The sequence below is a fragment of the Acetobacter sp. DmW_043 genome (assembly GCF_002153485.1).
In the GTDB taxonomy this organism is placed as follows: Bacteria; Pseudomonadota; Alphaproteobacteria; order Acetobacterales; family Acetobacteraceae; genus Acetobacter; species Acetobacter thailandicus.
The window spans coordinates 89,886-101,477 of the sequence record NZ_JOMN01000003.1; the positions used below are offsets into that span (position 1 = coordinate 89,886).

The 11,592-nt window shown below is 53.1% G+C and carries 13 protein-coding genes and 1 tRNA gene; 7 read left to right on the forward strand and 7 right to left on the reverse strand.

The window, feature by feature from the left end; genetic code table 11:
* Nucleotides 1–96 precede the first annotated feature (96 nt).
* Nucleotides 97–1,065, reverse strand: a complete 969-nt coding sequence (locus HK11_RS00705; protein WP_086553414.1) for a complex I NDUFA9 subunit family protein — start codon at nucleotides 1,063–1,065, stop codon at nucleotides 97–99.
* Nucleotides 1,066–1,364: 299 nt separating this feature from the next.
* Here HK11_RS00705 and HK11_RS00710 point away from each other — a divergent pair.
* Together HK11_RS00710 and adhP are read left to right on the forward strand one after the other, a co-directional pair.
* A tRNA-Leu gene (locus HK11_RS00710) sits at nucleotides 1,365–1,451 on the forward strand.
* Nucleotides 1,452–1,710: 259 nt separating this feature from the next.
* Nucleotides 1,711–2,727: an alcohol dehydrogenase AdhP gene (gene adhP, locus HK11_RS00715; RefSeq protein WP_086553415.1), complete on the forward strand. Its 1,017-nt coding sequence runs from the start codon at nucleotides 1,711–1,713 to the stop codon at nucleotides 2,725–2,727.
* A 22-nt stretch (nucleotides 2,728–2,749) separates the two neighbouring features.
* Here the strand turns inward: adhP and metW are convergent, their stop codons facing one another.
* The 6 genes from metW to HK11_RS00745 form a co-directional block, all read right to left on the reverse strand.
* A complete protein-coding gene (metW, locus tag HK11_RS00720; RefSeq protein WP_086553416.1) occupies nucleotides 2,750–3,349 on the reverse strand; it encodes a methionine biosynthesis protein MetW in 600 nt (199 codons plus the stop codon).
* A complete protein-coding gene (locus HK11_RS00725) occupies nucleotides 3,349–4,524 on the reverse strand; it encodes a homoserine O-acetyltransferase (RefSeq protein WP_086553417.1) in 1,176 nt (391 codons plus the stop codon). Before HK11_RS00725 ends, metW begins: the two co-directional genes overlap by 1 nt.
* A 119-nt stretch (nucleotides 4,525–4,643) precedes the next feature.
* Nucleotides 4,644–6,449, reverse strand: a complete 1,806-nt coding sequence (lepA, locus tag HK11_RS00730; RefSeq protein ID WP_086553418.1) for a translation elongation factor 4 — start codon at nucleotides 6,447–6,449, stop codon at nucleotides 4,644–4,646.
* Nucleotides 6,450–6,578: 129 nt separating this feature from the next.
* Nucleotides 6,579–7,250 carry a hypothetical protein gene (locus HK11_RS00735; protein WP_086553419.1) on the reverse strand — a complete coding sequence of 224 codons (672 nt, stop codon included), beginning with the start codon at nucleotides 7,248–7,250 and terminating at the stop codon, nucleotides 6,579–6,581.
* Nucleotides 7,240–7,482, reverse strand: a complete 243-nt coding sequence (locus tag HK11_RS00740) for a hypothetical protein (RefSeq protein ID WP_086553420.1) — start codon at nucleotides 7,480–7,482, stop codon at nucleotides 7,240–7,242. The genes HK11_RS00735 and HK11_RS00740 overlap by 11 nt, the downstream gene beginning before the upstream one ends.
* Before the next feature lie 150 nt (nucleotides 7,483–7,632).
* The gene (locus HK11_RS00745) at nucleotides 7,633–7,806 is read right to left on the reverse strand and encodes a hypothetical protein (RefSeq protein WP_158092769.1); all 174 of its coding nucleotides are present in this window, start codon (nucleotides 7,804–7,806) and stop codon (nucleotides 7,633–7,635) included.
* A 512-nt stretch (nucleotides 7,807–8,318) separates the two neighbouring features.
* On the opposite strand from HK11_RS00745, the gene pqqA reads away from it, so the two are divergent.
* From pqqA to pqqE, 5 genes are all read left to right on the forward strand, one after another.
* The gene (pqqA, locus tag HK11_RS00755; protein WP_086553423.1) at nucleotides 8,319–8,399 is read left to right on the forward strand and encodes a pyrroloquinoline quinone precursor peptide PqqA; all 81 of its coding nucleotides are present in this window, start codon (nucleotides 8,319–8,321) and stop codon (nucleotides 8,397–8,399) included.
* Between the two features lie 81 nt (nucleotides 8,400–8,480).
* The gene (pqqB, locus tag HK11_RS00760; RefSeq protein ID WP_086553424.1) at nucleotides 8,481–9,392 is read left to right on the forward strand and encodes a pyrroloquinoline quinone biosynthesis protein PqqB; all 912 of its coding nucleotides are present in this window, start codon (nucleotides 8,481–8,483) and stop codon (nucleotides 9,390–9,392) included.
* A complete protein-coding gene (gene pqqC / locus HK11_RS00765) occupies nucleotides 9,389–10,126 on the forward strand; it encodes a pyrroloquinoline-quinone synthase PqqC (RefSeq protein WP_086553425.1) in 738 nt (245 codons plus the stop codon). Before pqqB ends, pqqC begins: the two co-directional genes overlap by 4 nt.
* Complete coding sequence (gene pqqD / locus HK11_RS00770; RefSeq protein ID WP_086553426.1) at nucleotides 10,123–10,416, forward strand: pyrroloquinoline quinone biosynthesis peptide chaperone PqqD; 294 nt, start codon at nucleotides 10,123–10,125, stop codon at nucleotides 10,414–10,416. Before pqqC ends, pqqD begins: the two co-directional genes overlap by 4 nt.
* Nucleotides 10,413–11,516: a pyrroloquinoline quinone biosynthesis protein PqqE gene (gene pqqE / locus HK11_RS00775; RefSeq protein WP_086553427.1), complete on the forward strand. Its 1,104-nt coding sequence runs from the start codon at nucleotides 10,413–10,415 to the stop codon at nucleotides 11,514–11,516. The genes pqqD and pqqE overlap by 4 nt, the downstream gene beginning before the upstream one ends.
* Nucleotides 11,517–11,592 lie beyond the last annotated feature (76 nt).

Here is an 11,592-nt window from a genome sequence, read left to right on the forward strand (position 1 = left end):
GTGAAAAGACAGCAAAGCTGACCTTTCTCTGTTTTTCACAAAACCGAAACGTCGTAATATGTAAATTTGTTCATAAACATAGGACTCAAAAGAGTCCTATTGCGTTATAATGTCCTGTTTTGAAACAACAATACCTGAACGGCCACCACCCGGACGAAAGCGCTCCATATAAAAAGGTACACAACGCTCAATGCTGTTTGGCTCCATGTCCAGCTCGGCAAAACCAGGCTCACCCGGGGGCAGAACATTATCCTGCGAGAGCATACGGAGCTGATCACGCGTGAGAATCTGACCTGGCAGACGCTCAAAAAACGCAGCCTGGAGAGTGGCGATCCAGCCAGGCACTCTGACCAGCAGGTTTTCACGCTTCGTCTGTGCCAGAATCCAGCGATAAATTTCACGCATTGTCAGGATATCCGGCCCGCCCAGAGACCAGGTCTTGCCGGCCTCAGCAAGCTCAGGCGTCAGAATAATACGGGCGATACTCTCAGCCACATCACCCACAAAAACAGGCTGAAGACGGGCAGAGGCACCATAAACCGGCATAACCGGCAGAAAACGCGCCAGAGAAGCAAGGCGGTTAAAGAAATGATCATCCGGCCCGAAAATAACGGACGGGCGAATAATCGACGCTGTGGGGATATATTGCTTCACAGCCTCCTCCCCCGCAGCGCGGCTGCGCCCGTAGGCTGAAGGGGCATCAGAGGCGGCACCAAGCGCTGAGACCTGCACAAAGGTCTCCACACCCTCGGCGGCAGACAGGCGCGCAACACGCTTTGCACCCTCGACATTTACACTTTCAAGCCCCCGCCCGCCCAGCACGGCAACCAGGTTCACAACAACAGAGGCGCCTTTAACAACACAGGCAACAGCCTCTTCATCCTGCACGGGGGCATAGAACGGGGCGATCTGACCGACATCACCAAGCGGGCGCAGCAGAGAAGCAAGGTCGGGCCGGCGCCCGGCAACACGCACAAGATACCCTGCACGCGCCAGGTGCTGAACCACATACTGCCCTACAAAACCGTTCCCACCAAAAACGGTGGCTATTCTGCCTGCGCTCATCTGTCCCTCTCCTGCCTGATCTGCTCACATGCAAAAAACAGGCTCTGTTCTGTCAGCTATCTGAAGACATAGTAGCATACCCATTACCAAAAGGCCGCAACAACCCTGACATCACAACACCGTATAAATGACCCCCCACAGACTAAGAGACTGTAATTTTATGAAGTTATACAAAATGGTAATGAAAAAAAACTTCATAAAAATGAAAAAAATCATTTTACCCGATTGACGCACCTAGCCTGTCGCGATAAACACCCGTTCACCGACCTGATGCAAACAAACTTCAGGTAGTCATTTAAGCCCAGATGGCGGAATTGGTAGACGCGCAGGTTTCAGGTACCTGTGGCCGAAAGGTCGTGGAAGTTCGAGTCTTCTTCTGGGCACCAATGTGATGGAAATCATCGTATTGTGACAATCAAAGCAGGGCACTACCAGGCCCGCTTTAAAAATACCCCTTAATGAAAATTCAGCCTTTATCTTAAAAGAGTTTTTTTAAGCGGCTCTCTGCATCTGCCACAGATATCCTGACATGCAGCAAATTCTTTAAGATTACATAAAATTCACTCTTCGCATCATCCTCTTCTTCTGCGAATGTCTGCGTGCAGAGAATTCATCTCTGCTTTCACACTCAGCAGGAGAGAATTCGTGAAAGCTGCAGTTGTTACCAAAGACCATAAAGTCAAAATTACAAATAAAACGCTGCGCCCGCTTAAACATGGCGAAGCACTGCTTAAAATGGTGTGCTGCGGCGTATGCCACACAGACCTGCACGTTAAAAATGCTGATTTTGGAGATAAAACCGGCGTAACACTTGGCCATGAAGGCGTTGGTATTGTCAGCGAAGTCGGGCCAGGCGTGACATCGCTCAAACCAGGAGACCGCGCCAGCGTGGCATGGTTTTTTAAAGGGTGTGGCCATTGCGAATATTGTACAACAGGTCATGAAACCCTGTGTCGCAGTGTAGAAAATGCCGGTTTCAGTGTTGATGGCGGCATGGCCGAAGAATGTATTGTCGTTGCTGATTATGCCGTAAAAGTGCCAGACTCTCTCGACTCAGCCGCTGCCAGCAGCATAACCTGTGCCGGCGTAACCACCTACAAAGCAATCAAAATGACCCGCACAACGCCGGGCCAGTGGATTGTTATTTATGGCCTTGGCGGCCTGGGCAACCTCGCCCTGCAATATGCTAAAAACGTCTTTAACGCCAAAGTAGTCGCTGTTGATGTAAACGACTCACAGCTACGCCTGGCAACAGAGATGGGGGCTGACCTTGTCGTTAACCCGCGAAAAGAAGACGCCACCAGCGTTATTCAGGAAAAAACCGGCGGATGCCATGCGGCAGTCGTAACCGCCGTCGCTAAAGATGCCTTTAACTCAGCAGTTGGCGCCGTGCGTGCAGGTGGACGGGTCATCGCCGTTGGTCTGCCCCCCGAAGCCATGAGCCTGGATATTCCCCGCCTGGTGCTGGATGGAATCGAAGTTGTGGGCTCTCTGGTTGGCACACGTCAGGATTTAGCTGAAGCGTTTCAGTTTGCTGCCGAAGGCAAAGTTACGCCAAAGGTAACGTTACGCGCCATTGAAGATATCAACGATATTTTTCAGGAAATGGAAGACGGCAAGATTTGCGGCCGCATGGTCATTGACCTGCAACGCCGTACCTGATCAGCCTGACCTATGGGGTGCCTTAACGGCGCCCCAGCAGGAACAGGGCCTGCTCGCCAAACAGATTAGCCAGCCTTACAGAGCGCCGCCAGGGGGCGCGGCTGCCATCTTCGTCAACGGCCATCCACTGCAGCACGGTGTACCCCTCCTCCTCACACAATGCCAGGAAGTCGCGAATGGTACATGGATGCACATTTGGCGTCTCATACCAGGGGGTGCTCCATACCGATGTCATCGGCATACGCCCTGTCAGCAGCAGCTGGAGGCGCAGCCGCCAGTGCCCGAAATTGGGAAAAGAGACAATAGCATGGCGGCCAATGCGCAGCATCTGCCGCAGCACCTCACGCGGGCGTTCAACCGCCTGTAAGGTGCGCTGCAACACCACATAGTCAAACGCGCCATCAGGATAATGCACCAGGTCATTATCTGCATCTCCGTGCACAACCGGCAAACCATGCGCGACAGAGCGGGTCACCTCACGCATATTGATCTCAATACCACGCGCATCACACTGACGCTCGCGGAAGAGATGACCAATCAGCGCTCCGTCTCCGCTGCCAACATCGAGAACGCGCGTTCCCGGCTTTACCATTTCAGCAATAAGGCGCTGGTCAAGTCGCATCAGGCAAGCCCCGCATGTTCAGCAACACCGCACAGAAAACCCCTGACTGTGCGGTCAAAATCCGGCTCATCGAGCAAAAAGGCATCATGCCCTTTGTCGCTCTCTATTTCTACAAAAGAGACATTGGCTGCCACCCGGTTCAGTGCATTCACCAGCTGGCGTGACACCGAGGTAGGAAAAAGCCAGTCAGAAGAAAAAGACACAACGCAAAAACGTACCGGAGTACCCGCAAAAGCGGCTGATAAATCACCTTCATGCTCAGCCGCCAGGTCAAACCAGTCCATCGCGCGGGTGATCGTCAGATAAGAGTTTGCGTCAAAGCGGTTCACAAAAGAAGAGCCCTGATAACGCAGATACGACTCCACCTCAAAGATATCACTGAACATCGACAAAGACGTTTCAGGCGCCTGCGACGCCAGCTGCTCCCTGCGCACACGCCTGCCAAATTTGCGGGTCAGCGCCTCTTCCGACAGATAGGTAATATGCGCCATCATACGCGCAACAGCGAGACCTCGCGCTGGCACTTTGCCATATTCCCAGTAACGCCCGCCATGCCAGTCAGGGTCAGCAAAAACTGACTGACGCCCCACCTCGTTAAAGGCAATATTCTGCGCGGAATGAAACGGTGACGTTGCCAGAGGGAGAACGGCCAGCATCATATGCGGGTAGGTAACTGCCCACTCAAGCGCCTGCATCCCCCCCATTGACCCGCCAACAACGGCAAAAAGGCGTTCTATTCCAAGATGCTTTACGAGACTGTGCTGGGCACGCACCATGTCACGCACCGTAATGGGCGGAAAGTCAGTACCCCAGCACTCTGAGCCGTTTCCCTTACCATCGCTGCGGACAGAGCGCGGGCCGGTGCTGCCCATGCAGCCCCCCAGCACATTGGGGCAGATCACAAAAAAGCGGTCTGTATCAATCGGGCAGCCAGGCCCGACCATGCGTGCCCACCAGCCGGGCTTACCGGTAAGCGGGTGCGATTCAGCAACGTACTGATCACCTGTGAGCGCGTGACAGATAACAATCGCATTATCGCGTTTTTCAGACAATGTACCGTATGTGCGGTAAGCAACCTCAAGCGGAGCAAGATGAACACCACATTCGAGGTCCAGACCCTCCGGGAACGTAACACTGGTGTGTTTTCCGGGATCAAAAGAAGCCGTGCTGTTCATAACCGTCCTCTGACACTCCAGCAACATAGCAACATAAACAAACTTTTTGTCAGGCTGCTTTTCGCACCTGATACCAGCAAGGACATACCGGCACCAGGCACATAAAAACTATTTTCGCTTTAGCCATCCATTTTCAAAGCAGCAAGGAACGCGCTTTGCGGAATTTCAACCTTACCAAACTGACGCATGCGTTTTTTCCCTTCTTTCTGCTTTTCAAGCAGCTTTCTTTTACGGGAAATATCACCACCATAGCACTTTGCCGTTACGTCTTTTGACAATGCACCAATGGTCTCACGCGCAATAACCTTGCTGCCAATAGCCGCCTGAATGGCAATTTTAAACAGCTGCCGGGGAATCAGGTCTTTAAGACGTGCACATATTGCCCGCCCGCGGGTTTCAGAGGCTGAGCGGTGCGCAATGAAAGACAGAGCGTCAACAGGTTCCTGATTCACAAGGATGGAGATACGTACGAGATCACTCTCTTCATACCCATCCATCTGATAATCAAAACTGGCATAACCACGTGTCAGTGATTTCAGGCGGTCATAGAAGTCAAAAACCACTTCGTTAAGCGGCAGGCGATATACAGCCATGGCACGGGTGCCAACATAAGTAAGGTCAGCCTGCACACCACGACGCTCGCTGCACAACGTCAGCACCGCACCCAGATATTCATCCGGCACCATGATGGTTGCTTTGATCCATGGCTCTTCAATATGGTCGATCTGCGAGAGATCAGGCATATCAGCCGGGTTATGCAAAACTTCCTTCGTGCCATTGGTCATGGTGATGTTGTAAACAACCGACGGCGCTGTTGCGATCAGGTCAAGGTCGAACTCGCGTGAGAGACGCTCCTGAATAATCTCAAGGTGCAAAAGCCCCAGGAAGCCACAACGGAAACCAAAACCAAGTGCAGCTGATGTCTCGGCCTCGTAATGGAAGGAGGCATCGTTAAGACGCAGCTTGGCAAGGCTGTCACGCAGCTTTTCAAAGTCGTCCGCCACAACAGGGAAGAGACCACACCATACCACCGGGATAGATGGCTTAAACCCGGCAAGAGCTTTTTCGGCCGGACGACGGTCATCCGTGATGGTGTCACCCACGTTACAGTCAGCAACAGTTTTAATAGCCGCATTAATATAGCCCATCTCGCCCGGGCCAATGCTGTCAATTGGTGTCATACGCGGAGAGAACACACCAACCTGGTCGATCTGATGCACCGCACCACTCGACATCATGCGCATTTTTATACCTCTGCGCAGACGACCTTCCTTCACACGCACCAGCACGATAACTCCGAGATAGGGGTCGTACCAGCTGTCGATCAGCATTGCCTGAAGTGGTTTTTCAGCATCACCCTGCGGCGGGGGAAGACGGGTTACAACAGCCTCAAGAACGCCCTCGATATTCAGGCCGGTCTTAGCAGAAATCTCGACCGCATCATCAGCAGGAATACCAATCACCTCTTCGATCTGCGCCTTAACACGTTCGGGCTCAGCCGCTGGCAGATCAACCTTATTGAGGATCGGAACAATTTCATGGTTGGCATCAATAGCCTGATACACGTTAGCCAGCGTCTGCGCTTCAACCCCCTGAGAGGCATCAACCACCAGAAGAGACCCCTCGCAGGCAGCAAGCGAACGGCTGACCTCATAGGCGAAGTCAACATGTCCGGGCGTGTCCATCAGGTTCAGGACATAAGTCTGCCCGTCTTTTGCCGGGTAAAGCAGCCTGACGGTCTGTGCTTTAATGGTGATGCCACGTTCGCGCTCCAGGTCCATATTATCAAGAACCTGGTTGGTCATCTCACGTGCGGTCAGTGCACCACAGGCCTGGATCATACGATCAGCGAGGGTCGATTTCCCATGATCAATATGAGCAATGATCGAGAAATTGCGGATAAGCGAAAGAGGTGTATCGGTCATGATGCTCCCTTTAAGGGATAGGAAAGAAAAAGTCAGCCATTTCCGTCTGAGTTCGCACGGCTTTTATCATAATTTTTTATATTCTCTTCGCCTCACCTGCTCAGAGCAAAGCGCAGAGCCATATTTTTCTCAGAAGGTCACGGTAATAATACGGTGCACCCATATCTCTGCCCCGCCCGATACCGCAGGTAATTCATCCGACTCCTGCTCTGACTGTCCGGCAAAAAAAGGCAGTACTGCACCAGGGGCGCCAGGCGACCACAGCCCCGCGACTGAGGGCTGCCCGGTCTGACTGCACAAAACACGGTCATGCCGGCGCGGTGGCAGGTCAGGCACAACCACAATCAGGCTCTCCTCACGCATCACGGGTTCATACATATCGGTATCGACCCGGACAACGTAGGCAGAGGGGGCAAATACGCCAGGAAGGACCACACTCTCCCACATGATCGTCCGGGGAAGGCCCGTATGATCAAAAACCCCCTCTTCATGCAGCCGGGACAAAGGCAGAGCTGGCAAAAACACCCCTCCCTCCACCGGTACTGGCCGGGCCACCTGCCTTTTATCAAAGGCATCAGCAAACTCTGAAAGAGACAGACGCAAAACAGATAAGGCCGAGAAAAGGCTGCTCAGAGACGGCCAGCGATAATCCCCCTGTGCGTTACGACGCCGGGAAGGATTAAAAGTTGTCGGATCAAGCCCCGCTGCTCTGGCAAGGCCGGAAGGGGTAAAGCCGTGCTCTGACGCCAGCCCGTCGAGCGTATGCCACAGACGCCCGGCCTCAGACAGGTCAGCGACCACCGCGATACCGTTTCATGCCAAGCACTTCCTGCCTGTAGCGGGCATATCCGGCATCAGTGGCTAAAAAACGCCCCTGAGGTGAACGCTGCACGAATCCCATCTTCTGCATACGCTCAAGGCAGGGATCATCACGCAGACCTGAGGGCCGGCCTGAAGCCCCCGTCAGGCATAATCTGTGCAGAGAAGAGCGACAGCATGTTTCAAGATAAGGCTGGTTCCATACCTTCTTCATAATGTCTCTCCTGTGATATCAGTCATATGCACATCAGTTATACAGCTTTTACGTGTCTGAAAATAAAAAACGCCTGCACGGGCCAGCCGTCAGGCGCTTTCTTCGTCAGCAATACAGAACGATCAGGCGGGCCTGAAACGTTGTGTAATCTTAGTGGTGTTCGCCACTGAGTTTTTCGGCCGAATCCTGGCTGAAGCCAACCAGACAATAAGCAGCCATGAGAACAGACGGAATGATAAATGCCACAACGAAGCCAATGAAGCTTACTTCAGTTGCTGCAACAGCAAAAATATCCAGACCGCAGATAATAAATGCCACGAACATAAACAGACCCATTTTTCCGACCTTTCGTCATTGGGATAACTGACAGAGCACGCCCCTCCTGCCAGTCTGCTCCGGACTATGAAAGACCTGGAAACCGAAGACCATTTAAAAGGCAGAACGGTACTTCCTGCATATTCAGGTGCCACGCTACCTTTTTTTTTACGCAAGTCAATTTATTATTCTGCATTGCTCTTAAGCACATACTCTATGGCTTTATCACACATAAAGGTGCAGAAATTACCGCCTGGCGGGTTTACCCCTCTCAGGCATAAAAACAGGCGAAAAACCCTGCTCACATCACTGCGCTGTCATTACCGGCATGTCGTTCAGCCAGGCAAAACAAATTTTCACAAAAGCGTGAGAATATATAAAAATAGCAGCTTCTGCCTTTGATAATAATATCTTATAGGCCCATGATTAGAGGGCTACCTGCCCTGCCTCTGGCAGGGTTTGATTGAACAGGCTCAGTTGTATTATCATACCGACTGACACAACAAACAGGATATATTACCATGGCATGGACAGCTCCTCAGGTTACCGAAATCCCGCTGGGCGCAGAAATTAACAGCTACGTTTGCGGCCAGAAAAAATAAGATACGCTCCCATGCGCCTGCTTAGGCTCAGCTGAGCTGTAAGAGCGCCTGGCTGGCGCGTGGGTGCTTTCTTAGTCGTTAATGCTCGACATTATTGTTCTTGGCGCTGCTGCCGGAGGAGGATTCCCCCAGTGGAATTCCGGTGCACCCGCCTGTAAGCGCGCCCGTGCGGGTGACCCCACAGCGCAGTCATGCACTCAGGCCTCACTTGCCGTCAGCGGTGATGGTATTCACTGGTACGTGCTCAATGCTTCGCCTGACCTGCGCACTCAGATCAACCAGACTCCGGCCCTGCACCCCCGGACCGGCCTGCGCTCAACCCCCATCAGCGGCGTTGTTCTGACCAGCGGCGAAATTGACGCTATAACCGGGCTGCTGACAATGCGTGAGAAGCAGGCCTTCTCTCTCTACGCCACGGCACCCGTACTTGAGCAGCTTGCTGCCAACCCTGTTTTCAACGCGCTTGACCGCACTCTCGTGCCCAGACACGAAATGCACTCCGGCCAGCCCGTTGCCCTGACACCTGCTGGTTTTTCCATCACGCCGTTTGCCGTGCCCGGCAAAGTACCTCTTTACGCTGAGCAGGGCGAAAACCCGGCTGAAATTAAAACAGACGGTGAATTTATCGGCCTCGATATCTCAGACGGCAAACAGCATGTTCTGTTTATTCCCGGCTGCGCCATGATGACTGATGCCCTGCGTGAACGCCTTAAAACAGCCGATGTCGTCTTTTTTGACGGCACATTATGGACTGATGATGAGATGGTCCGCATGGGGCTGGGGCAAAAAACCGGCAGGCGCATGGGGCATATGTCTGTGGCTGACACGCCCGATGGCACCATTGCCACCTTTGCGAACCTGAACATTCCCCATAAAATTCTTATTCATATCAATAACTCTAATCCGATCCTTCTGGCTGATTCGCCCGAGCGTAAACAGGCGAAAGAAGCCGGATGGGATATTGCTTATGACGGTATGAGGCTCACTCTATGACCACACTGCTCACCCCTGATGAACTTGAGGCAGCCCTTCGTACTATCGGTGCAGAGCGCTACCACAACCTGCACCCCTTTCATAAGGCGTTGCATGGCGGCAGGCTCACCAGAGGGCAAATTCAGGCATGGGCCTTAAACCGCTATTACTACCAGGCCAGTATTCCTGCCAAAGATGCCACGCTGCTGGCCCGCCTGCCCACCCCCGAACTGCGCCGCGAATGGCGCCGCCGGCTGATTGACCATGACGGCACAGAGCCCGGCACCGGCGGAGTGGCCCGCTGGCTTAAACTGACTGAGGGGCTGGGCCTCGATACAGCATATGTTCAGTCACTCGACGGGCTTTTACCCGGAACGCGCTTTGCAGTTGATGCCTATGTGCACTTCGTACGCGATAAATCAGTTCTCGAAGCCATTGCCTCCTCTCTGACAGAGCTGTTTTCACCCACCATCATCAGTGAACGCGTGTCAGGCATGCTGCGCAACTATAGTTTTATCACTGAAGAAACACTGGCTTATTTTGCACCGCGCCTGACCCAGGCACCGCAGGATTCAGCTTTTGCTCTGGCTTATGTCAAAGAACATGCCCGCACTGTCGAACAGCAGCAGGCTGTGATCAATGCCCTTAAGTTTAAATGTGGCGTGCTGTGGTCAATGCTTGATGAGCTTGATTATGCCTATGTTGCCCCCGGGCATATTCCTCCGGGCTCGTTCCGCCCGCAGGACGACCGATGACACAGGCTGACGGCACTTTTTCAGCCTGCACGGTGCTGCGTTTTGCGCGCGGCACCCGCCTGCAGTTCGACCGCGTGCGTGAGCGGTGGTTCATTCAGGCGCCGGAGCGTGTTTTTCTGGTTGATAACATTGCCGCCGAAATTTTGCAGCTGGCTGATGGTGAGCGCTCTCTGGGCGATATCAGCACGATACTGCATGAAAAATTTACAGCCCCGTATGATGTTATTCTGGCTGATGTGCTGCGTATGACCCGTGACCTGGCTGAAAAACAGGTATTACAAACCGTATGACAGCCACTCCCCCACCTCCAATGAGCCTGCTGGCTGAGCTGACCCATCGCTGCCCGCTGCAATGCCCCTATTGCGCTAACCCGGTTGAACTCGAAACCCGCGCCCGCGAGCTGGACATAGCAACCTGGATCCGCGTGTTTGAAGAAGCCGCCGCAATGGGCGTGTTACAGGTTCATTTTTCCGGTGGGGAGCCCATGGCTTTTCAGGGGCTGCCAGAGCTTGTGCAGGCCGCGTCACGCCTTGGGCTTTATACAAACCTGATTACCTCAGGCGTTTTACTAACCGCTGAAACGCTTAAGCCGCTGTATGATGCGGGTCTGGACCACGTGCAGCTCTCTTTTCAGGATGCTGACCCGAACGAAGCCGAGCGTATTGGCGGCATGGCCGGAGCTCAGGCAAAAAAACTTGAAGCCGCACGCCTGGTCACTGAGGCAGGTCTGCCCCTTACTCTTAACTTTGTTATTCACCGGCAAAACATCAGCAATGTCCCTGCTATGCTGAACATGGCCGAACAGCTCAAAGCCCGCCGCGTTGAAGTTGCTCACACACAATATTATGGCTGGGGCCTGAAAAACCGCGATGCCCTGCTTCCCTCCCGTGCACAGCTTGAAGAAACTGAAGAGGCTGTCGCACAGGCGCGCCTGCGTTTTGGCTCACGCATTACCGTTGATTTTGTAACCCCTGATTATTATGCCGACCAGCCCAAACCCTGCATGGGCGGATGGGGACAAAAGTTTATCAATATTTCACCCGCGGGTGCTGTTCTGCCATGTCACGCTGCTGAAAGTATTCCCGGGCTGACTTTTCCTTCCGTCAAAGATTCTTCACTCGAAGAGATCTGGTATCGTTCCCCGCTGTTCACTTTATACCGTGGCACAGACTGGATGCCCGCCCCCTGTCGCTCATGCAGTCAGAAAGAAATTGACTGGGGTGGCTGCCGCTGCCAGGCTCTGGCTCTGACCGGCGATGCAGGCAACACCGACCCTGTTTGTAAACAGGCACCCGGCCATTCGGCCATACAACAGGCCATTGCAGACAGACCTGAAACACCTCCCCCTCTGATTTACCGGCGATATGGCAATATAAAAACTACCGGGTAATAAAGTCTGTATTACCCGACCTGCCTGAGCACAAAATACGAACACCTTAATTAATAATAAATAATTTTTAATAAAA

Coding starts and splice junctions, on each gene's coding strand:
- HK11_RS00745 (WP_158092769.1), bottom strand. CDS start 7,806: ATGTTCGTGGCATTTATTATCTGCGGTCTGGATATTTTTGCTGTTGCA.
- pqqB (WP_086553424.1), top strand. CDS start 8,481: ATGCTCGACATTATTGTTCTTGGCGCTGCTGCCGGAGGAGGATTCCCC.
- lepA (WP_086553418.1), bottom strand. CDS start 6,449: ATGACCGATACACCTCTTTCGCTTATCCGCAATTTCTCGATCATTGCT.
- pqqD (WP_086553426.1), top strand. CDS start 10,123: ATGACACAGGCTGACGGCACTTTTTCAGCCTGCACGGTGCTGCGTTTT.
- metW (WP_086553416.1), bottom strand. CDS start 3,349: ATGCGACTTGACCAGCGCCTTATTGCTGAAATGGTAAAGCCGGGAACG.
- HK11_RS00740 (WP_086553420.1), bottom strand. CDS start 7,482: ATGAAGAAGGTATGGAACCAGCCTTATCTTGAAACATGCTGTCGCTCT.
- HK11_RS00725 (WP_086553417.1), bottom strand. CDS start 4,524: ATGAACAGCACGGCTTCTTTTGATCCCGGAAAACACACCAGTGTTACG.
- pqqE (WP_086553427.1), top strand. CDS start 10,413: ATGACAGCCACTCCCCCACCTCCAATGAGCCTGCTGGCTGAGCTGACC.
- HK11_RS00705 (WP_086553414.1), bottom strand. CDS start 1,065: ATGAGCGCAGGCAGAATAGCCACCGTTTTTGGTGGGAACGGTTTTGTA.
- pqqC (WP_086553425.1), top strand. CDS start 9,389: ATGACCACACTGCTCACCCCTGATGAACTTGAGGCAGCCCTTCGTACT.
- pqqA (WP_086553423.1), top strand. CDS start 8,319: ATGGCATGGACAGCTCCTCAGGTTACCGAAATCCCGCTGGGCGCAGAA.